Raw genomic sequence first — 20,631 nt, forward strand, 5'->3', positions numbered from 1 at the left:
TTTAGAATAACATTTCATTCGGAGGCGTAGCACCTTTCAAACGGATGTAAGGCGTTGTCTGCCCGCGGTGGTGTGTCTGGTGTTCGAATGCTTTTTCGAATGCAACACCAGCCTTCATATCCATCCCGAATACTTTAACGTCTTTCGCAAGATCAGCTTCCGTCATGCTTTTCAATGTATTGATAACAAAATCATAGCTGTCCATAACGGCCTTGGAAACGGCGGCTTTGGATTGATCGGTCATTTTTTCTGCTGAACCTTCAAAAGGACTTTTCTTGCCGGATGCTGCTGAGATAAATGCAAAATTGGCATCTGCAATATGGTCCATTTGTGCCGCGAAAGAGCGGATTTCAGGTGTTGGCTTAAAAGCATAACCTGCTTCCGGCATCGCATCCAGATATGCCTGGGTGTATTTTTTTGCTCTTTCCCAATCAGCAACCTGCTTAGCGATCATCGTTTGTGCAAACGCAGCGCTTGCAGCAAAAAACAACATGAGTGTAAAAGTCAATTTTTTCATTTGATCCTGTGTTTATGGTGGTTTAATTTTTTTGGGAAAGGTAATCAATAATCATTTTATTTACCGGTAACATCCGAATATCAGCGAATCACCTATGCCCGAGTCAGCAGAAGACCGAACCAAAAAATATCTGGACCTTGGTCACAGCGAAGCCGAAAATCATGCAAAAACCCAGCTTGAACTCTACGAAAAGCACGTTAAGGATACTTCCAGTGCAACCAATGTTGTTTCTAACTTCTTCAAAACCAACCTGCTGGGGTTTGCCTGGCATTATCTGAAAAGTCGGTTCGGGCCGCGGCATCCTTATCAGGCTTATCCAAGAAATGGCGATACGGGTGTGTATCAGTTGAAATCATCCATTCCGTCGAGGGAAGAAATAAGCGTTGTATTGCTGTCCGATTGGGCCAGTGATACAGCGGAATCCGATGCGGTCGCGCATCTGGTTGCACGCTATGCGCCTGATTATACGATACATATGGGTGACATTTACTTCGTAGGTGCACCGAAAGAGATTGAAGACAATTTCACCGCCCCACATGCTTCCTGGTATTACGGAGCTTCGGGAAGTCTGGCTTTATCGGGCAATCATGAAATGTATTCGAATGGAAATGCCTTTTTCCAGCACCTGTTGCCTGCTATGTACATTCAGGAAGGGGATGTGAAAAAATCGCAACAAGCCGGGTTCTTTTGTCTCGAAAACGAACATTGGCGCATTATAGGGATCGATACGGGTTACACATCGGTCGGCAGGCCGTTTGTAGAAATCATTTCGCCTCCCGATTGCCATTTAAAGGATGAACAAGTGGCGTGGCTCAGGGATGTGGTTCAATTGGGAAACCCGGAAGATAAAAGAGGGATTGTTTTCCTAAGCCATCATCCATACATATCCTCATTCAGGGAAGATTATGCAAAGCCTGGCGAGCAGATCCGGGAATTAATGGGTGATGTTGTGCGCCCGGTTGTCTGGTTCTGGGGGCATGACCACAGGCTGGTTCTATATAACCGGGGCACCAACGGAAAAGGCCCCGAGGCTTACGGACGCTGCATTGGACATGGCGGGTTGCCTGTCGAAACGGCAATGCCTGTCGGAAAAGATCTGGAAAAAATAGGTTATTACGACCGCCGGGTGCGGAAAGTGATCAAACGACACCAGCTAGGTTATAATGGCTTTGTCAGATTGTTACTGAAAGACAATGTTGTTACAGCAGAATATCGCGACTTGGAGGATCAATGTGTATTTGAAGAATCCTGGACTACTGACATGACAAACGGCCAATTGGAATGGAAAATATTACAATCCATGCCCGAAATGGCCGTTCGTTAAAACTTATAAGCGAGTGATCAGCTCAAAATATCAGTGGTGATCATCACCGTGGTGGCTGTTGTCTCTGTAAAATGCTGCGAAAGTCACAACCAATCCGATTGTTCCCAAGATAAAGGTAAACAGATCTGCAAGTACAGCCAGCACAAGGAACAGAATGATAAATGCTGCGATGTAAACTCCGCTTGAAAGTGAACTGGATTCGTTATGTGTTGTATCGGACATGGTCGGATGTATAAAATCTTAATGCGTTTATTTCTGCGAAAATAACAAATCCGTGCCAAGTTGTTGGCAAGATTTCAGATTTTTTGATTTGTTTTAATTAAATAATTGGGCTGCCTGACTGGGTTTTTGTCCACCATTGCTTTTTAAATTTAACAAAATGCCCTACATCATAGGTTGTGATATTGGTACGACTAATGTAAAATGCGTTGCTTTCAACTCGGTGAAAGGCAACATTTTAGCCTCACACAGTGAAAGTTATGAAATGTACCATCCACACCCGGATTGGAGCGAGCAGAACCCGGATGAGATTTATGATGCCGCTTGCAAAACTATCAAAACCGTAGTAAAAGCTTGCGCAGGACGGCATAAGTTGCTGGGAATCAGTTTCAGTGCGGCTATGCATGGCGTGCTGGCTTTGGACAAAGATGGAAAGCAGCTTACGCAACTCATCATTTGGGCTGATAACCGCAGCTCGGACATTGCACTTAAACTACGGACTTCCAGAGTTGGGAAAAAAATCTATTACAACAACGGAACGCCTGTTCATGCCATGACACCGGTTTGCAAATTGCTCTGGCTAAGGAAACATGAGCCGCAAATTTATAAACGGACAGACCGGTTTGTCGGCATCAAAGAATACATCATTTATCGGCTGACAGGCAAATTCGTCATTGATTATTCTGTCGCGTCTGCAACAGGGATGTTCAATATCAGAGAATTGCAATGGGACGCTTACACACTCAAAAAGCTGGGTTTGACGGCTGAGAAATTATCGACCGCAGTTTCTCCGTATCACATTGAAGAAACGCCCGCGAAAAACGATGCGGGTTTACCCGAAGGAACAGCCTTGATCATGGGCGCCAGCGATGGCTGCCTGGCGAATTTAGGGAGCGGAGCGGTTCAGACCGGCTCTATGGCTGTTACCATCGGCACCAGCGCCGCGGTAAGGATTTGTTTTGATAAACCTTACTCAGATCCCCAGATGCAAACGTTCTGCTATGTGCTGGACGAGCATACATTCATCATAGGAGGCCCTTCCAACAACGGGGCAGTTATTTTTGAATGGTTAATGAATACATTTTTTCCAAAAGAAGAATTTGACACGGTTTTTGAAGAAGCTGATAAAATAGAAGCAGGCTCGAACGGGCTGCTTTTCTATCCGTATCTGCTCGGAGAGCGTGCACCACTTTGGAGTTCTACCGTTCGTGGTGGGTTTACCGGGCTTGACATTCAACACACGCGGGCACATTTTGCGAGAGCGGTCATGGAAGGCATTCTGTTAAATCTGTTCGGAATTGGTAAAATTCTGATGGAAATGCAGCAGGTCAATATGATCTATGCCAACGGCGGTTTCGCGCGCAGCCCGATCTGGGTGCAGATGCTTTCAGATGTTTTTGGGAAAGAAGTAAAATTAAATGAAACGGTTGAAACCGGAGCAGTGGGCGCTGCTATGATGGGATTGAAGGCACTCGGAATTTTTGAACATTATGCAGATATGAAGGCTTTTACAACGGTTGGTCAGGAGTTTGATCCCAATGCAAAAGTGCATAAATCCTATGATGCGCTGAGTGATAAATTCGTGAAGGGAGCACGGTTAATGCTGGCCCATGCCGTCTGAAAATAAAAAGGGCATTCAGCAAATAATCGCTGAATGCCCAAAGAATGTTGCACGAAAGATTGTCAGAACTTATAAGTTAATCCCAAACGATAGTTTCTTGGCGCTTCCGACTGCGTGTAATATGCATTCAAATAGCTGTAATAACTTCCGCTGTACAGATATTCATCCAGAACATTGAACACGTTGAGTGTAAGCCTGATCTTATCCTTCTCCCAGAAGAGTCCGCCGTCCAGCTTGAAATAATTCGGTAAGTTTTGCTCGTTGTTGGTTGTGCTCCAGTTGGACGTAGCGCGGTCGATCAGGTAAGTAAATCCACCCGAAAGTCCTACGCCTTTCAAAGCGCCTTGCTGGATTTTGTAGCTAAGCCAGCTATTCACATTATGCTTGGCAAATCCCGGGATAATGTCCCCAACTTTAATTGTCTGAACGCCCTCAGTCACTTTTGTTACTTCGGAGTTCGTGTAAGCGTAGTTTGCAGTCAGGTTGAGTCCTTTTGCAATGGTCCCACGAATGTCAAATTCAACTCCCTGCGCACGCTTTTGACCTAAAACAACACTAAGGCCGGCATTTGGAGGGCTCAATGGATCTGCCGTCACTTCATTATTTTTTACAATGCGGTAAACCGATAATGTTGTATTCCAGCGACCTTCTGCCCATTCTCTTTTCAGACCAAGCTCGCGGTTGCTTCCGGTAATTGGTTTGGCCGCTTTGCCATCACGCAATTTTCCGGATTGTGGCAAAAATGCTTCGTCATACAAGGCGTAAACCGAGGTATTTTTGTCCACTGAAATGCTTAATCCAACTCTGGGCGTAAAATGGCTCGCCTTATCGGGAGATCCGCCCCAGGCAGACTGGCTCACATGCGTGTAACGCCCGGCCAATGTCAGCCTGATCTTGTTATCAATAAAGCCTAGTTCGTCCTGCAAATACAACCCGGTGTATTTCTGATCCATTGTTCCACCGCCGATGACAGCTCTGGCTTCGAGGTTAAGCGTGCGGTCCCACACCGGATATCCGTTATTGGGTGTTCCGTAAGATGGGTTGCGCGGGTTAAACAAGCCGCCGAGCGTATCCAATGGGTGTGATTGTGCCCAGTCCGCAAAGTAATTTTTTGTACCAATGTCGATACCACCCAAAATCCTGTGCTGCACGCCGCCAGTTGTTACCGAACCATTGACAAACGCCTGAGCAAGTGTCATTTCACTTTTTGCATCCCAGATCCCCACACCGCGAACGAGTCGCGCATCCGCGCTCACCGAGTCGGGCCACATGCTGGAACCTGTTTGCTGATAATTAAAGTAAGCAACTTGCGCAGTAACTTTCCAATCGCTGTTAATCTGGTGTTGCAGGTTTACATACATGCTCTGATCTTTAATTTTCGTAGGGTCCAGACCAGGAGGCATTGCTGTAAAATTTCTTGGCAATGTTGCATAACCATCGGTTGTAAACACATAATAGGAGCCTACATCCGACATTTTTGCGTACTGCATGTTGTATTCTGCCGTCAGTTTTGTCTTGTCGTCAATCTGGTAAGAGATCACCGGCGCAATGCTGTAACGGTTGTTGTATTCGTAAGGGCGGTGCGAGTTTTTATTTTGGCCTGCTACATTTAGGCGGTAAAGCAGCTTGCCGCTTTTATCCAGTTTTCCGTCCAGGTCCAATGTTGCGCGGTAAAAATCGAAGCTGCCCATTGTCAGCGAGACTTCTCCTTTGGTTTCACCCGTAGGTTTTTTGGTAACCACATTATAAAGACCACTTGGATCACCGTTTGCGAGCATAAAACCGGCTGGGCCTTTTACAAATTCAATGTGGTCCACAAAGCTCATATCCTCCGTAAGCGGGCCCCAGAACGAACTCACAACATTAAACCCATTGCGAAAAGCCTGGATTTGCGAGCCGCGCATGGTGATGTTGGCATACATATCGCCCCAGTGTTCCAGACGGGTCGCGCCGCTCACATTACGGATCAAGCCGTCGCTCATGCTGATGATTTGTTGATCAGCCAGGACTTTGGAAGTTACAACCTGCACATTTTGAGGTGTTTCCAAAATAGGAGTAAGCAATTTCAAACTCGAAGAAACCTGATCGGATTTGTAAGGGTTTCCACCTTTTACAATCACTTCCGAAAGTTGGTTAGCACTTTCCGAAAGCGTGAATGTAACATTGGCCGTTTCTCCGGCAACCACGTCTACTGATTTTTCCTGCGTTTCCAGTCCTACGAAGCTCACAAGAAGGGTGTAAGTGCCTGGTTTCACTCTTTCAATCACAAATTTTCCTTGTGCATCGGAAACGGAGCCTTTGGAGCTTCCCTTAATGCCGACCGAAACCTGTTCTGCGGCCTGGCCGTCTGAGCTGAGTATCTGGCCTGTAATTCTGCCATTCTGTGCAAACGCAGCGGTGGCAGCAAGCATGAACAGGATAAAAGCGTAAAATTTTTGCATTGTATTTAAAATTGGTCTAAATAGTATTTTGGGTGGCAAATATCGTACGGCAATTTTTTTGAACCAAGCGTTTATTTAGATTTATTTAAAATAGTAATGCTGGTTGCCATGTCACAGGCATTCGGATTTATATAAAAACAAAAAAAACAGGATCGTTTATGGCGATCCTGTTCTATATCAAGCTTTTGGTCAACTTATTTCTTCTCCTTGATTTCGTCAACCATTTTCTCCGTAATCATTTTCTTTTCGGACGAATTGCCCCAGGTGTTCATAATGTAGTTTGTAACATCGGCAATTTCATCATTGCCTATCCCCGGGTTTGGCATCATGTTGTCATAATCAACGCCATTCACTTTTATCTTGCCTATAAGACCATATTTGATCGCCTTGATCGCAAGTTCCGGCGTTTTCATCAGATAATCCGATTTTGCCAATGGCGGAAACGTAGCCGTTACGCCTTCGCCAGTGCCCATGTGGCAGCTTATGCAGTTTTCGGAATACACCATTTTGCCCCGCTCCATGCTTTTGGCAAGCTCATCGTCCTGCGGTAACATGGCCGAGCAGAATACAGCGACCGTTAGTAATGCGAAAATACTTTTCATTACGATTTTGGGCTGATGCGGACTACTTTTCCTGAATTTTCGAGCACCACGTAAATGTTGCCGTCCCACGCCTGGCGCACATCCCGCACACGACCGATCTTATCAAAAATAATTTCGCGGCTGATCACTTTATTTCCTTTAACCACCAAATGCTGCAGATACATGAATTTGAGCGAGCCAACCAGCAAATCGCCATTCCAATCCTTGAATTTATCACTCGTAACGAATGTCATTCCGCAAGGCGCGATGGACGGTTTCCAGTAAACAACCGGCTGTTCCAAACCTGCACGTGCAGTATCTTTTGAAATAATGCTGTTGTCATAATCGATCCCGAAAGTGATCAGCGGCCAGCCGTAATTTTTTCCTTTTTCAATGATATTAAGCTCGTCGCCCCCTTGTGGACCATGTTCATGCTCCCAGATTACGCCCGTGGTCGGGTGGATAACCATTCCCTGCGGATTGCGGTGGCCGTAAGTCCAGATCTCCGGTCTCGCGCCAGCCGTTTTTACGAACGGATTATCATTCGGAACTTTGCCGTCTTCATGCAAACGGATCACTTTGCCCTGATCTTTTCCAAGATCCTGCGCATTTTGTTTCTGTCCGCGCTCGCCCAGGGAAAGGAAAACGTAACCTTTTTTATCAAACACAATGCGTCCGCCGTAATGCGGGCTTCCCTTCACATTCGGAATGGCTTTGAACAATGGCTGAATGTCAGTTAATGCATGGTCTTTCAATTTTGCACGCATCAAGGCTGTGTTGGCGCCGCCATCTTCCCCTTCTTCGCCCGCTGCTTTCGGGGATGAATAGCTAATGTAAATCCAGCCGTTGGTTTTGTAATCCGGATGCAATGCAACATCCAGCAAGCCGCCTTGTCCTTTGTAGAAGACTTCGGGAACGCCCGTAATTTCTTGTGGATCAAGTTTTCCGCCTGTTACCAGCCGCAGTTTTCCGCCGCGCTCGGTAACCAGCATATCGCCATTTGGTAATAATGCAGAAGCCCATGGCATGGTAAGCCCTGAGGCAACCGTGTCCACTTTCAGGTTTGCTTCTGAGAGTTTGCCGGGTTCAAGACCGCTGTTACTCATTAATCCGATAGAGGCGGTAAGCAATAAACCTCCCAATGCGACGGGAAGATATTTTTTAAGGAAAGGAATGTTTTTGTTCATAAAGTTGGATAAAATATGCCTGATTTAATTCGTGGTGAACCTGTCAAAGATAACAAAAAGAAAGGCCTTGCGGCCTTCCCTGATTATTTAACTAATTGGAGCTTATCCAATTCCGCCGTGATCGTGTTGATTTCTTCTGCACTCAGCAAAATATCGATGGCTGCTGCGTTTTGTAGTGCCTGGGTTGCGTCCCGCGCACCCACCAGCGCAATGCTGATGCCCGGCTGCTCTACCGTCCACCGCAGTACAAGCTGGCCAAGTGTTGCATTTTTAGTGTCTGCAATAGGCTTGATCTTATCCAGAAATGCATTAACCCTTTCCAGGTTTTCATCTTTATAAAAATGAATGGAAGCCCGGTGATCGTCCGCAGCGAATTTGTGGCCCGGCTTCATCTTTCCAGTCAGTAATCCACGTTCCAACGGGCTGTATGCCAATATGGATTTGTTGTTTTCAATGCAGTAAGGCACCAATTCTTTCTCAATTTCACGCTTCACCATGCTGTAAGGAACCTGGTCCGAAACGAGATCAATGTACTGCGCTGCTTCGCGCATCAGGTCTGCATCATAATTACAAACGCCTGCGTGCCGAACTTTCCCTTGCTGTATGAGCTGCGAAACGGCTTCCATTGTTTCCTCGATCGGAGTGGTCTTATCGTGCCAGTGAATCTGATAAAGGTCAATGTAATCCGTTCCGAGGCGTTTGAGGCTGTCTTCACATTCCTTGATAATGCTGTCTTTGGCTGCGTATTTATAAATGTCAATGTCCTCGCCTGCATTGTTTTTGCTGTGCATGGCCAGATCTCCTTTTGCAAGATCCCAGCGCATGCCATATTTGGTCAGGACTTGAACTTTATCCCGCGGCAGATCTTTGATTGCTTCCCCAACGATTTCCTCACTTAATCCCTGTCCGTAAACCGGCGCAGTGTCTATCGAAGTAACTCCGGCATGATATGAAGCCTGGATGGCCTTAACAGCCTCGCTTCGCTCTGTTCCGCCCCACATCCAGCCGCCTGCTGCCCAGGCGCCAAAAGTGATCACCGAAACTTCCAGGTCAGAGTTTCCTAGTTTCCTGTATTGCATTGTGAATTGATTTAGTTTTTTTGGTTTATCTCAAATAACTATTCCACTTCCCGGTTTGCCAGACCTAAAAAGTGGAATAATTTGGAATTGCCCTGGCCCATTGCCAGTTTTAATAAGAAAACGACTTCTATTTGGTCAGCGAAAACGGCGCTGCGTCTGCACCGGCTCCCCAGGTTTTAGAAGGCTGTGCGCCCATGTTGAATTGCACCGTGCCGCCTTTCTGAATGTCGGCGTGTTCTAGGAATGTTTTGCCGTAAGTTTTACCATTCAGCGATGCACCCTGAATGTACATATTGGCATCATTGGAAGCCGGAGCCTGGACAGTGAATTTCTTACCGTCTTCCATCGTCAATGTGGCTTTCTTGAAAAGCGGCGAGCCGATCACATATTGCGTTGTTCCGGGTGTTACCGGATAAAAGCCCAGCGAAGAGAACACATACCAGGCCGAAGTCTGACCATTGTCTTCATCCCCGCAGTAACCGTCCGGCGCTGCCTGATAAAGCTTGTTCATCACCTGGCGCAGCCAATATTGAGCCTTATAAGGTGCTCCTGCATAGTTATAAAGGTAAATCATATGCTGGATCGGCTGGTTTCCATGCGCGTAATTACCCATGTTCATGATCTGCATTTCGCGGATTTCGTGAATGGGGAATCCGTAATAACTATCGTCAAAAATAGGAGGCAATGTGAAAACCGTATCCAGTTTCTGGACAAATGCTTCCCTGCCGCCAACCAGGCCGATTAGGCCCTTCACATCCTGAAAAACAGACCAGGTGTAGTGAATGCTGTTTCCCTCGGTGAATGCATCGCCCCATTTGAACGGGTTAAATGGCTTTTGAAACTGTCCGTCCTTCATCTTTCCGCGCATCCACTTCGTTTCAGGATCAAATACATTGCGGTAATTCTGGCTTCTTTTGAGATACAGATCAACCTCTTTCTGAGGCTTTTTCAATGCGGTTCCCAGTTGGGCGATGCAAAAATCTGCATATGCATATTCCAGCGTACGCGCCACATTTTCATTTACTTTCACATCATAAGGCACATAACCCAGCTCATTGTAATATTCATGGCCAAAACGGCCCACTGAACTTACAGGGCCTGCATTCTCGGTGTTTTTAATCACCGCTTCATACAGCTTGTTGATGTCATAACCTCGGATTCCCTTAATGTAAGAATCTGCGATCAACGATGCCGAATTGGAACCGATCATACAATCGCGGTGGCCGGGGCTGGCCCACTCGGGCAGGTAACCGCTTTCGTCATAAGCATTGGCCAAACCTTCCATAATGTGCGCATTAAGCGTTGGGTACATTAATGTAAAGAAGGGGAAAACCGCCCGGAATGTATCCCAGAAGCCGTTATCCGTAAACATATAACCGGGTTTTACGTCGCCGCTATATGGACTATAATGTACAATCTTGTTGGCTTTATCAAATTCGTAAAACTTTCTTGGGAACAAAAGCACGCGGTACAAACATGAATAGAATGTACGGATCTGGTCCTTGTTGTCACCCTCCACCTGTATACGCGACAGCTCCGTGTTCCATGCATTGCGGCCTTTTTCTTTGGTTGCCTCAAAGTTGTCGCTGGCAATTTCTCGCCGCAAATTCAGTTCTGCCTGCTCCGGGCTGATGAATGAAGAAGCCACTTTCAAGCCGATCTGTTCGCCTTTTTTGGTTTTGAAACCAACAACCGCACCCACGTGGCCGGCTTTCAGTTCCAATGTATCTTTGGCCAATGTCTTGCCGTGGAAGGCAGACGAGAAGGTAAATGCTTTGTCAAAAATGACTACAAAATAGTTTTTGAAGTTAGCCGGAACGCCGCCGCTGTTTTTGGTTGTGTAACCAATGATCTTGCGTTCAGCCGGGATAATTTTAATGTAAGAACCCCTGTCAAATGCATCGATAAGCACAAATGAGCTGTCGGCTTGTGGGAATGTGAAGCGGAATTGCGCTGCTCTTTCAGTCGGTGCGATCTCCGTAGTAACGTCGTGATCGGCCAGGTAAACTTTGTAATAATGTGGTTTTGCAACCTCTGCCTTGTGTGAAAACCAGCTTGCGCGGCTCTCTTCATCAATTTTTAATTTTCCTGTGACAGGCATAATTGAAAACTGGCCATAATCATTGATCCAGGGACTTGGCTGGTGGGTTTGCTTGAAGCCACGGATTTTTTCGGAGTCATACATATAAGCCCAGCCGTCGCCCATTTTGCCTGTTTGCGGCATCCAGAAATTCATCGCCCAGGGCAATGCAATCGCAGGATAAGTGTTTCCCGAGGAAAGGCTGAATTTAGACTGCGTCCCCATCAGCGGGTTCACGAGGTCCACCAGATCGTTCCCGGCGGGTGTTTGGGCGAAAAGGAGAGGAGTAGTTGCAACCAGAATGTAAAGGGCTTGCAGGATTTTTTTCATATGATAAACAAATCTTTTTACAGAAACTTGAAGAGAAAACAAAGGTAATGGAAGGCTATGTACAAAATGTAAACAGCCAAAAGATTTCCCGAAACCCGGCAGCATGACATTTTGTACCGGCATAATTCTTTTCACCGCTGTTAAAAAGCAAGGCCCTTTTTCGAGATAAAACCAATTATAATACGTATCGATATTAAATCACATGACTGAACACTTAAATCGCCTAACCCCGCGTCAGATCGTTTTCGAGCTTGACCAATACATCATCGGACAAAATGACGCAAAGCGCAATGTCGCTATCGCATTAAGGAACCGTTGGAGGCGAATGAATAGTCCGGAGGACATACAAAAGGAAATTATTCCAAACAATATATTAATGATCGGCGCAACGGGTGTCGGTAAAACCGAGATCGCGCGGCGGCTGGCTAAGATTGCAGATGCGCCATTTGTAAAAGTGGAAGCTTCCAAATTCACAGAAGTCGGTTATGTAGGACGGGACGTGGAAAGCATGGTCCGCGATTTGGTGGAGCAGGCTGTGGGCATGGTGCGGACGCAGAAAAAAGAAGAAGTAAAGCTCAAAGCCGAGCAGGCAGTGGAAGACATTATCCTGGATGCATTGATCCCGCCCGTTCACGGTTCAAGTTCAGTTAAGATCCAGCCAGACAATAATACATCCGAAGTGATGCCTGAAAACGATGCGGAACTGAACCAGCGCACAAGAGAGCGTTTTCGTGAAAAAATCCGTAACGGCGAGCTGGATAGCCGCAAGATCGATATTGAAGTGCAGCAAAACCAGGCCCCCAATGTGGGCATGATCGGCGGCGCAATGGACGATGTTTCGATGATGAACATTCAGGAAATGATCGGTAACATGATGCCGCGCCGAGGCAAAAAACGCAAAGTGACCGTTGAAGAAGCCAGAAAAATCCTTCTGGACGAAGAAGCTTCCAAGCTGATCGATATGGATGAAGTGAAAATGGAGGCGATCAAAAAAGCGGAGAACTTAGGGATCATATTTATTGATGAAATTGATAAAGTGGCATCCAGCCGCTCAGGCGGAGGCGGAGGCCCGGATGTAAGCCGCGAAGGCGTTCAGCGCGACTTGCTTCCGATCGTGGAAGGAAGTGCCGTAAATACAAAACACGGCGTGATCAACACGGACCACATTCTTTTCGTTGCAGCCGGTGCATTCCATGTTGCAAAACCTTCCGATCTGATCCCGGAGTTGCAAGGACGTTTCCCGATACGCGTTGAACTCAACAGCTTAACAGAAGCAGACTTTTACCAGATCCTGAAAACACCAAAAAACGCCCTTACCAAGCAGTATGTAGCCATGATGGAGTCGGAAGGCGTGGAGTTGGAGTTTGAAGACGGCGCATTGAAGGAAATCGCCAGAATTGCTTTTGAAGTGAACAGCGAGGTCGAAAACATTGGCGCACGCCGTTTGCAAACGGTTATGAGCTTGCTGCTCAATGATTTTATGTTTGACATTCCGGATGTGATCGGTGCCGATTCACACATTGTTGTCACTGCCGAACTGGTTTCGGAAAAGCTTTCTGCTTTGGTGAAGAACAGGGATCTGAGTCAGTATATTTTGTAAAGAGAGTTTCTCGATAATAGAAAAGGGAGAGCCGGCCATGCGCCGCTCTCCCTTTTCTATTTTAATGCGTTAATAAATTATTCTTCAAAAAACAGCCATTTCAATGCTATTGGAAACTCTTTGTTCCACTGCTTCTCCTCGTGCGCTCCTTCCGGATCGATTGAACTTTTGATTTTTACACGCTTGTAACCAAAGCCTTGGTTTTCAAGCGTTTTATGTAATTTTTCGAAGTTTGGTAACATATTGGCTCCTTCTTTTCCACCCGCATATAAATAAATGCGTGTCTCAAAAGGCTCGAAAAAGTGAATCGCATCGAAATAAACCTTTTGCGAAATCCATAACGAAGGCGAGAAGATCATCAGACGTCCAAACACATGTGGAAACATGAGCGCCGCATAAATACTGAGCAATCCGCCCACCGAGCTTCCGCCCATGCCTGTGCTCAGGCGCTCGGGTTTCGTGCGGTAGGTGGCGTCTACATGCGGTTTGAGCGTTTCCGCAACAAAGCGCAGGAATAATGAACCAAGACCTTTTCCCAACCGTGGATTGTCATAAGGAGAAAATTCATTGATACGCTCCTCATCGCCATGGTCAATGGCTACAATAATGACGCCGGCTTTTTCCTCCTTCGCCAGCTGGGTAAGGCTTTTATCAATTTCCCAATTGCCATAAGGAGAGCCTTCGCCAAAAAGGTTTTGCGCGTCCGTCATATAAAGGACCGGATAGCGCTGTTCCTGATTCTCGTAGTAATCGTGGGGAAGCAAAACGTGGACACGCCGCTTTTTTTTGAGCTGAGGAATTTCAAATGTCTCCGAAAGCACCTCGATGATAGGTGATAGTGCTGTTTTTTCTTCTAAAACTTGCATTGTGCTGATAATCACTGTGGGTTATGCCCCAAAGGTACTTATTAAAATTTTTGTTTAATGTAATTTACAAACGCAAATTTCCATTTATGCCGCTCATCTGCCTCATGCCCAATCCGCTCCGATTCTTTCCATGCATCCGGATCGGTGATTGCAAAGAATGTGTCGCCATCGATATTTGTTTCGACCTCCGTCACATATAGCCGGTCTGCAAGTGGCATCGCCAGCTTGTAAATTTCCCCGCCACCGATCACGAAGGCCTCGGATTCCTCCGCGTTCCTGGCCATGTCCAGCGCCTCATCCAGTGAATGTGCAACGAGAACGCCTTCCACATCATAATCCTTCTGACTGGTGATGACTATGGACGTCCGGCCGGGCAAAGGTTTTCCAATGGATTCAAAAGTTTTCCGTCCCATGATCATCGGATGCCCCAGCGTAAGCTGCTTAAACCGTTTCAAATCATCCGGCAATCGCCAAAGTAACTGATTATCCTTTCCTATAACGCCGTTTTCAGAAACGGCAACGATGATTGATATTAGCATTACGTAATGTTAAATTTTGGTCAAAGCCTGTTCCCCCTTAAAAAATCCCCAATTTCCATTCGCTTCTTGCCTTCCAGTTGCAAAACTTCAATGGATAGCCAACCATCGCCGGTCTTGAAGTGCAGGTAGGATTTGGCATCTGTGCGGAACTGGCCCGGCGCATCGTTTTCTTCGAAGTCAACCACTTTGGATTTAAAGATTTTGCAGGAAAGACCATTGATGGTGGTCCAGGCGGCGGGATAGGGGGAGAGGCCGCGAATGAAATTGTGGATCTCTGCTGCGGGTTTATGCCAATTGATTTCGCAGGTTTCGCGGAAGATTTTGGGTGCCGAGCGGATTTCGGCTGGTTCTTCTTGCGGCTCCTGCGGATAGTCACCGGCTTCGATGGCTTGCACCGTTTTTACAACCAGTTCTGCGCCCTTTTCCATTAAGCGTTCATATAAAGATCCCGCGTCATCTTCCCGATGGATGGGTTCTCTGTCCTGGAAGATGATCTTCCCGGTGTCAATGTCCTTTTCTATAAAGAATGTAGTAACGCCGGTTTCGGTTTCTCCATTGATAATGGCCCAGTTGATAGGCGCGGCACCGCGATATTGTGGTAAAAGTGAGCTGTGTAAATTGAATGTTCCTTTCGGCGGCATGCTCCAAACCACTTCGGGCAGCATACGGAATGCAACGACCACTTGCAAGTCGGCCTGATAGGATCTTAACTCTTCCAGGAACTCAGGATTTTTAAGTTTTTCAGGTTGCAAAACGGGGATGCCCTGGGCTTCTGCATAAATTTTCACAGGGGATGCGGTTTGCTTTTGGCCGCGGCCTGCGGGCTTGTCGGGAACAGTTATGACAGCCACAACATTAGAATTGCTTTCGACCAGACTTTTTAAACTTGGGACCGCAAATTCGGGCGTTCCCATGAAAATTATTCTTAATGGGGTTGACATAGATTGTTACCGCTTTTGGATAAAAAATGGTGATACCATTTACAAATATTGTTATTTTTGTCGTTCTTAACAGAAAATTATGATACAGACGAAATCATATACGAACCGAAAAGATAGGGTTTTCTAGCCTTCTACTACGAGTGTTGTAACTCTTGTAGAGCGGTCTTAGAGCCGTTCTTTTTTTTTACCCAATTTTCAAAATTTAAAAGACTTATTAACCAATTTAAGGTCATGGCTAAAATTTCATACTATACGGAAGAAGGATTAAATAAGCTGAAGAATGAGCTGAATGATATGAAAACAAAAGGCCGCACGGAGATCGCAAAACAGATTGCAGAAGCGCGGGATAAGGGTGATTTGAGCGAGAATGCAGAGTATGATGCAGCAAAGGATGCGCAGGGAATGCATGAAATGAAAATCGCCAAGCTTGAAGAGATCATGTCGAATGCGCGGGTGATCGACGAGTCGTCGATTGACACTTCGCAGGTTGCGGTGCTTTCCAAAGTGAAAATCAAAAACCGTAAGAATGGAATGGAAGTTACATATACTTTGGTTTCGGAAGAAGAAGCAGATCTTAAAACGGGTAAGATCTCGGTAGGATCGCCGATCGGAAAAGGTTTGCTTGGTAAAAAAGTTGGAGATACAACGGAAATTAAGGTGCCTGCGGGATTGATGGAATTTGAAGTTCTGGATATCAGCAGGTTCAGCGAGTAATTTCGCAATGCATAAATAGGATGTTGGATTGGAGAATGTTTGATCATTCGCAATCCAACATTTTTGTTTTAAATTGGTTTGTAACAGGAGTCGCCGCTATGAAATTCAAAGGCATTTTATTGAATGTATCTTTCCTTCGGGTGGAGGGAATGGCCTTGTTTCCGTTCATTTTGGTAAGAAAAAAACCATGCAGCCGCTTCCTGATCAACCACGAGCAAATCCATTTGCAGCAACAGCTTGAATTGGGTTTGATTGTCTTTTATATTTGGTATTTTGCCGAGTATTTAGTCCGGCTGATCCAGTACAAAAAACATTTTCTCGCCTATCTCCACATTTCATTTGAGCGGGAAGCTTATCAGCATCAGGGCGATCTGGATTATCTCAGAAAAAGGCCATTATGGGCTTTTTGGGGGTATTTAAAACAAAAAAAGACGTAACATTTAGCGTCGGACAACAGCATTTTAAGTAAGTAATTAAAAAAAATATGTCAGATCAAAGCAGAGAATTTCTTTATAAATACCTGAACAATGCATCGCCGACCGGGTTCGAGGCAAGCGGTCAGCAAATATGGCTGGATTACATTAAGCCTTACATTGAAGAGACGATTGTGGACGTCTACGGAACTGCTGTGGGCGTGATCGGCGGAGGCCAGGATTACAAAGTGGTGATTGAAGCACATTCCGATGAAATTTCGTGGTTTGTCAATTACATTACGGATGACGGTTACATTCACGTGCGTCGCAATGGAGGTTCGGATGCGATCATTGCGCCTTCCATGCGGGTGAATTTGCATACAGGAAAAGGCGTTGTAAAAGGCGTGTTCGGCTGGCCAGCGATCCACGTCAGGGACGTCGCAAAGGATTCTGTACCAAAGGTGCACGAACTCTTTATCGACGTTGGCGCGTCTAAAAAAGACGAAGTGCTGGAAATGGGTATTCACGTAGGAACAGTGGCCACATTTGCAGACGGACTGGACGAACTGAACGAAAAATACTACCTCGGACGCGCGCTAGATAACAGAATGGGTGGTTTTATGATCGCCGAAGTGGCGCGGATGCTGCATGAAAACAATGTTCGCCTGCCGTTTACATTATATGTGGTGAATGCGGTGCAAGAGGAAATCGGATTGCGCGGAGCGGAAATGATCGCGCGTCGTTTGAAACCAAATCTGGCCATCGTAACCGACGTCACGCACGATACGCAGTCGCCGATGTACAACAAAAAGGAGCAAGGTGACCTGAAAAGCGGTGGCGGACCGGTAATCTGCTACGGACCCGCTGTACAGAACAATGTGCGCGACCTGCTGATCCGTATCGCCGACGAGAAAAAGATCCCATTTCAGCGCCAGGCCGTAAGCCGCTCAACAGGAACCGATACGGATTCATTTGCCTACTCAACCGAAGGCATCGCGTCAGCATTGATTTCCCTTCCGCTAAAATACATGCACACAACAGTGGAAATGGTTCATAAAGAGGATGTTAAAAATGTTATTCAATTAATGTACGACGTCTTGCTGTCTTTGAAAGGAGATGAAGACTTCCGGTATATTAAATAATTTCTTCACACAGCATCGTTAGCAATTTCATCAACAAATTATGATCATCAACCAACAATGGACAACAGGGCGCGGGGCCGTGGGGCTGCTATCAATACCCATAACAAATTTTTCAAGCATGAAATAGAATACATATCCGAAGATTGGCAGCAATGGGAAGAACCGGCGGTGAATCCTAAAACACAGTTTATCGAAGAGCATTCCAAAACATTACTCAGCGTTTCGGATAGCCCGGATCTGGGTCATTTCCATTCGATTAATCCTTACCGGGGCTGCGAACACGGTTGCATTTATTGTTATGCCCGCAATTCTCACGAGTATTGGGGCTATTCCGCAGGGCTGGATTTTGAAACGAAGATTATTGTTAAGAAAAACGCCCCGCAGCTGCTGGAAAAGATGTTTAATTCCAAAACCTGGGAGCCTAAGGTCATTCATTTTTCAGGAAACACGGATTGCTATCAGCCGGGAGAAAAGAAATACCGGTTAACCAGGCAAATGCTTGAAATCTGTCTGCGCTATCGGAATCCGGTGAGTGTTTTGACCAAGAATGCTTTGGTACTGAGGGATTTGGATGTGCTCGAAAAGCTCGCGAAGCTGAACCTCGTGCATGGCGCCATTTCCATCACGTCGCTTAATGAAGACCTTCGCGGTGCACTGGAACCCCGGACCGTTACCGGAAAAAGAAGGTTACAGGTTGTAAAGGCCATGCACGAAGCAGGGGTGCCGATGGGCGTCATGACAGCGCCGATCATTCCGGGGCTGAATGACCACGAAATCCCGGCGATTGTGCAGGCCGCTGCCGAAAACGGCGCATTATGGGCGAATTATACGATCGTGAGACTGAATGGCGCCATTTCGACATTATTTGAAGAATGGATCCATCATCATTTTCCTGACCGCGCTGCAAAAGTTTTGAACCAGATTTCGGAATGCCACGGTGGCAATTTGAACGATTCCCAATTCGGGCACAGAATGGTAGGAGAAGGGAATTTTGCAGAGAACATCAGGCAACTTCACGCCCATGCCTGCCGCAAATATTTTAAAGATAAAGAGTTACCCGGACTTGATACAACCCAATTTATGCGGGCCGGGCAAATGCGTTTGTTTTGAAATTAATCCAAAGTCCAATGAAATCAATTTCCACATGGCTATGCCTCACACTATGCATTTGCTTGTTCAGCAATTGCGTTAACTCTTCCTCTCAAAAGACGCCCGCCTTAACAGAAGGCGATTCCTTAAATGTTGGTAAAAACACCATTTCGCCTGCCAAGTCGCCGGTTACGGGAGCGGATCAGGTTTCGGAATATCTGGATTATCTGAAAGGAAAAAAGATTGGAATATTGGTTAACCAGACTTCCATTATCGGAAAAACGCCGATTGTGGATAGCCTGGTGGCATTGGGTGTGAATGTTGTGATGATATTCGGCCCGGAACACGGTTTTCGCGGAACGGCAAGCAATGGTGATAAAGTAAGCGACAGTGTGGATCCAAAAACAGGCATCCCCGCGATTTCGCTGTACGGAAAGCAAAAAAAGCCTACTAAGGAACAAATGGCAGGCATTGACCTGATGATATTTGATATTCAGGACGTTGGGGCGCGCTTTTACACTTATATCAATACATTAGGGCATGTCATGGAAGCCTGCGCCGAGACAAATAAGGAAATGCTGATTCTGGATCGCCCTAACCCGAACGGTTTTTTAGTGGACGGCCCGATACTCGAAGATCAATTGCGCTCTGGCATTGGCATGTATAAAATTCCCATTGCGCATGGTTTGACGATTGCAGAATTGGCACAGATGATCAACGGCGAGGGGTGGCTGCCCAATAAAATGCTGTGCAAATTGAAGATCATTAAAGTAGCCAATTATGATCACAAAACGCCCTATACATTGCCCATTATGCCTTCTCCAAACCTGAACACGCAGCAATCGGTGATGCTTTACCCGCACATTTGCATGTTTGAAGGCACCATCATAAGCCAGGGACGCGGGACTTATATGCCATTTACAGTGCTTGGTGCGCCTCTGCTGAAAGGGAAATTTGATTTCGTCTTTACGCCAAAAAGCATCAAAGGAATGAGCGAATCGCCATTGCATATGGACCAGGAATGTTTTGGGCATGATCTTCGGAAGTATGACATTGCCAAACTCGAAAAGTCCGGGAAGCTGCATCTCGCCTGGATCATGGATATGTATAAAGCGTATCCCGACAAAGCCCGGTTTTTTGACATGAGCCAAAGCAAGCAAATGGGCAGCTTCGACAAGTTAGCGGGCACAGAAAACCTTAAAAAGCAGATCATAGCAGGTGTTTCCGAAGAAGAAATCAGGAAAAGCTGGGAGCCGGGCTTGGGGAATTATAAGGATATGCGCAAAAAATATCTGCTTTATCCCTGAGTTTTGTAATGCTTTTTGTAAAATTTAAATGCTTGAAAAACGGCCAGTAGCAACATGATAGCCGGAAAGAAATGGTAAGCCAGCTGTGAGCTGAACCCGGAAGCTTTCTGGAAAAGTTGTTGGAAAAATAGAACAAAGACCATTATTCCGCTGAATGTGCCCGCTGATGTGCCTGTAACGTAAGCATACTTTCGCTTTCCTTTCACATGAATCAGCTCTGCGTTGATCAGATACACATTCCAGCCAGTCCAGAAAGGGATTTGGATAAAATTGATCGTATTAAGAAAAAGCCCGAGGACCAATGGCGGATAGGCGACCAGAAAATGATTTGAAATGTTGCTGCCAGACGAATTAGCCGGTTCCGCGTAAAAGGACAATGCAATAAGAACAATGAATACAATCGAAAGCAACTCGGCCGCTTTTACTAATTTTTCATGATCCAGCAGCCATTGTGCTCCTTTAAGGGTTAGCAGGATCAGGAAAAATTCGATTGTTACCACGCCCAGCAAAAAGGAGATCAATGAGGGCAAGCCTTGTGTATCGAATATTTTGAGCGCCACAATGTTGATGTAGCCCATTGGTAATGAGCCTACTAAGCTTACAAGAAATCCAACGCCCAAATTTTTCAGACTTTTCATCTA

19 protein-coding genes are annotated in these 20,631 nt (G+C 46.1%); 8 read left to right on the plus strand and 11 right to left on the minus strand.

The window, feature by feature from the left end:
- Position 1: 1 nt before the first annotated feature.
- Positions 2–517 (minus strand): DinB family protein, encoded by a 516-nt coding sequence (locus L0659_RS08730; protein WP_235125466.1) that lies wholly within the window; start codon positions 515–517, stop codon positions 2–4.
- A 94-nt stretch (positions 518–611) separates the two neighbouring features.
- Between L0659_RS08730 and L0659_RS08735 the strand changes: the two genes are divergently transcribed.
- On the plus strand, positions 612–1,841 hold the full coding sequence (locus L0659_RS08735) for a metallophosphoesterase (RefSeq protein ID WP_235125467.1): 1,230 nt from the start codon (positions 612–614) through the stop codon (positions 1,839–1,841).
- A gap of 30 nt (positions 1,842–1,871) precedes the next feature.
- On the opposite strand, the gene L0659_RS08740 is transcribed toward L0659_RS08735, so the two are convergent.
- Positions 1,872–2,063 carry a hypothetical protein gene (locus L0659_RS08740; protein WP_235125469.1) on the minus strand — a complete coding sequence of 64 codons (192 nt, stop codon included), beginning with the start codon at positions 2,061–2,063 and terminating at the stop codon, positions 1,872–1,874.
- Between the two features lie 157 nt (positions 2,064–2,220).
- On the opposite strand from L0659_RS08740, the gene L0659_RS08745 reads away from it, so the two are divergent.
- Positions 2,221–3,681, plus strand: coding sequence for a gluconokinase (locus tag L0659_RS08745; protein WP_235125471.1), 1,461 nt, complete (start codon positions 2,221–2,223; stop codon positions 3,679–3,681).
- Positions 3,682–3,743: 62 nt separating this feature from the next.
- On the opposite strand, the gene L0659_RS08750 is transcribed toward L0659_RS08745, so the two are convergent.
- The 5 genes from L0659_RS08750 to L0659_RS08770 form a co-directional block, all read right to left on the minus strand.
- Positions 3,744–6,122 (minus strand): TonB-dependent siderophore receptor, encoded by a 2,379-nt coding sequence (locus L0659_RS08750; protein ID WP_235125472.1) that lies wholly within the window; start codon positions 6,120–6,122, stop codon positions 3,744–3,746.
- Between the two features lie 194 nt (positions 6,123–6,316).
- On the minus strand, positions 6,317–6,724 hold the full coding sequence (locus tag L0659_RS08755) for a cytochrome c (RefSeq protein ID WP_235125473.1): 408 nt from the start codon (positions 6,722–6,724) through the stop codon (positions 6,317–6,319).
- On the minus strand, positions 6,724–7,890 hold the full coding sequence (locus tag L0659_RS08760; protein ID WP_235125474.1) for a PQQ-dependent sugar dehydrogenase: 1,167 nt from the start codon (positions 7,888–7,890) through the stop codon (positions 6,724–6,726). The genes L0659_RS08755 and L0659_RS08760 overlap by 1 nt, the downstream gene beginning before the upstream one ends.
- Before the next feature lie 83 nt (positions 7,891–7,973).
- Entirely contained in the window at positions 7,974–8,969 is a 996-nt protein-coding gene (locus L0659_RS08765; protein WP_235125475.1) for an aldo/keto reductase, read from the minus strand.
- Positions 8,970–9,096: 127 nt separating this feature from the next.
- Complete coding sequence (locus L0659_RS08770; protein WP_235125476.1) at positions 9,097–11,379, minus strand: GH92 family glycosyl hydrolase; 2,283 nt, start codon at positions 11,377–11,379, stop codon at positions 9,097–9,099.
- 202 nt (positions 11,380–11,581) lie between these two features.
- Here L0659_RS08770 and hslU point away from each other — a divergent pair, with 202 nt between their 5' ends.
- Positions 11,582–12,979: an ATP-dependent protease ATPase subunit HslU gene (gene hslU, locus L0659_RS08775; RefSeq protein WP_235125477.1), complete on the plus strand. Its 1,398-nt coding sequence runs from the start codon at positions 11,582–11,584 to the stop codon at positions 12,977–12,979.
- A 77-nt stretch (positions 12,980–13,056) separates the two neighbouring features.
- On the opposite strand, the gene L0659_RS08780 is transcribed toward hslU, so the two are convergent.
- The 3 genes from L0659_RS08780 to fmt are packed head-to-tail and all read right to left on the minus strand — an operon-like array spanning position 13,057 to position 15,298.
- Complete coding sequence (locus L0659_RS08780; protein ID WP_235125478.1) at positions 13,057–13,845, minus strand: alpha/beta hydrolase; 789 nt, start codon at positions 13,843–13,845, stop codon at positions 13,057–13,059.
- 41 nt (positions 13,846–13,886) lie between these two features.
- Positions 13,887–14,384: a dihydrofolate reductase gene (locus L0659_RS08785; protein ID WP_235125479.1), complete on the minus strand. Its 498-nt coding sequence runs from the start codon at positions 14,382–14,384 to the stop codon at positions 13,887–13,889.
- Positions 14,385–14,404: 20 nt separating this feature from the next.
- Positions 14,405–15,298 (minus strand): methionyl-tRNA formyltransferase, encoded by an 894-nt coding sequence (fmt, locus tag L0659_RS08790; protein WP_235125480.1) that lies wholly within the window; start codon positions 15,296–15,298, stop codon positions 14,405–14,407.
- Between the two features lie 258 nt (positions 15,299–15,556).
- Here fmt and greA point away from each other — a divergent pair, with 258 nt between their 5' ends.
- From greA to L0659_RS08815, 5 genes are read left to right on the plus strand one after another with little or no spacing between them, the layout of a single operon-like run.
- Positions 15,557–16,039, plus strand: a complete 483-nt coding sequence (gene greA, locus L0659_RS08795; protein WP_235125482.1) for a transcription elongation factor GreA — start codon at positions 15,557–15,559, stop codon at positions 16,037–16,039.
- 20 nt (positions 16,040–16,059) lie between these two features.
- The gene (locus tag L0659_RS08800; RefSeq protein ID WP_310590692.1) at positions 16,060–16,476 is read left to right on the plus strand and encodes a hypothetical protein; all 417 of its coding nucleotides are present in this window, start codon (positions 16,060–16,062) and stop codon (positions 16,474–16,476) included.
- Between the two features lie 47 nt (positions 16,477–16,523).
- The gene (locus L0659_RS08805) at positions 16,524–17,594 is read left to right on the plus strand and encodes a M42 family metallopeptidase (protein WP_235125484.1); all 1,071 of its coding nucleotides are present in this window, start codon (positions 16,524–16,526) and stop codon (positions 17,592–17,594) included.
- Positions 17,595–17,651: 57 nt separating this feature from the next.
- Positions 17,652–18,704 carry a PA0069 family radical SAM protein gene (locus L0659_RS08810; protein WP_235125486.1) on the plus strand — a complete coding sequence of 351 codons (1,053 nt, stop codon included), beginning with the start codon at positions 17,652–17,654 and terminating at the stop codon, positions 18,702–18,704.
- A gap of 17 nt (positions 18,705–18,721) precedes the next feature.
- Positions 18,722–19,990: an exo-beta-N-acetylmuramidase NamZ domain-containing protein gene (locus tag L0659_RS08815; RefSeq protein WP_235125488.1), complete on the plus strand. Its 1,269-nt coding sequence runs from the start codon at positions 18,722–18,724 to the stop codon at positions 19,988–19,990.
- Here L0659_RS08815 and L0659_RS08820 read toward each other — a convergent pair.
- Entirely contained in the window at positions 19,981–20,628 is a 648-nt protein-coding gene (locus L0659_RS08820) for a hypothetical protein (protein ID WP_235125490.1), read from the minus strand. The two genes, L0659_RS08815 and L0659_RS08820, sit on opposite strands and share 10 nt — an antisense overlap.
- Between the last annotated feature and the right edge of the window lie 3 nt (positions 20,629–20,631).

The sequence above is a fragment of the Dyadobacter sp. CY347 genome (assembly GCF_021502655.1).
Taxonomy (GTDB): domain Bacteria; phylum Bacteroidota; class Bacteroidia; order Cytophagales; family Spirosomataceae; genus Dyadobacter.

Excerpts from the sequence above, each read along its gene's own strand:
- L0659_RS08755 (WP_235125473.1), bottom strand. The coding sequence starts at position 6,724 with ATGAAAAGTATTTTCGCATTACTAACGGTCGCTGTATTCTGCTCGGCC.
- L0659_RS08750 (WP_235125472.1), bottom strand. The coding sequence starts at position 6,122 with ATGCAAAAATTTTACGCTTTTATCCTGTTCATGCTTGCTGCCACCGCT.
- L0659_RS08770 (WP_235125476.1), bottom strand. The coding sequence starts at position 11,379 with ATGAAAAAAATCCTGCAAGCCCTTTACATTCTGGTTGCAACTACTCCT.
- L0659_RS08765 (WP_235125475.1), bottom strand. The coding sequence starts at position 8,969 with ATGCAATACAGGAAACTAGGAAACTCTGACCTGGAAGTTTCGGTGATC.
- L0659_RS08805 (WP_235125484.1), top strand. The coding sequence starts at position 16,524 with ATGTCAGATCAAAGCAGAGAATTTCTTTATAAATACCTGAACAATGCA.
- L0659_RS08740 (WP_235125469.1), bottom strand. The coding sequence starts at position 2,063 with ATGTCCGATACAACACATAACGAATCCAGTTCACTTTCAAGCGGAGTT.
- L0659_RS08735 (WP_235125467.1), top strand. The coding sequence starts at position 612 with ATGCCCGAGTCAGCAGAAGACCGAACCAAAAAATATCTGGACCTTGGT.
- hslU (WP_235125477.1), top strand. The coding sequence starts at position 11,582 with ATGACTGAACACTTAAATCGCCTAACCCCGCGTCAGATCGTTTTCGAG.
- L0659_RS08730 (WP_235125466.1), bottom strand. The coding sequence starts at position 517 with ATGAAAAAATTGACTTTTACACTCATGTTGTTTTTTGCTGCAAGCGCT.
- fmt (WP_235125480.1), bottom strand. The coding sequence starts at position 15,298 with ATGGGAACGCCCGAATTTGCGGTCCCAAGTTTAAAAAGTCTGGTCGAA.
- L0659_RS08820 (WP_235125490.1), bottom strand. The coding sequence starts at position 20,628 with ATGAAAAGTCTGAAAAATTTGGGCGTTGGATTTCTTGTAAGCTTAGTA.
- greA (WP_235125482.1), top strand. The coding sequence starts at position 15,557 with ATGGCTAAAATTTCATACTATACGGAAGAAGGATTAAATAAGCTGAAG.
- L0659_RS08745 (WP_235125471.1), top strand. The coding sequence starts at position 2,221 with ATGCCCTACATCATAGGTTGTGATATTGGTACGACTAATGTAAAATGC.
- L0659_RS08760 (WP_235125474.1), bottom strand. The coding sequence starts at position 7,890 with ATGAACAAAAACATTCCTTTCCTTAAAAAATATCTTCCCGTCGCATTG.
- L0659_RS08815 (WP_235125488.1), top strand. The coding sequence starts at position 18,722 with ATGAAATCAATTTCCACATGGCTATGCCTCACACTATGCATTTGCTTG.
- L0659_RS08780 (WP_235125478.1), bottom strand. The coding sequence starts at position 13,845 with ATGCAAGTTTTAGAAGAAAAAACAGCACTATCACCTATCATCGAGGTG.
- L0659_RS08785 (WP_235125479.1), bottom strand. The coding sequence starts at position 14,384 with ATGCTAATATCAATCATCGTTGCCGTTTCTGAAAACGGCGTTATAGGA.
- L0659_RS08810 (WP_235125486.1), top strand. The coding sequence starts at position 17,652 with ATGGACAACAGGGCGCGGGGCCGTGGGGCTGCTATCAATACCCATAAC.
- L0659_RS08800 (WP_310590692.1), top strand. The coding sequence starts at position 16,060 with ATGTTGGATTGGAGAATGTTTGATCATTCGCAATCCAACATTTTTGTT.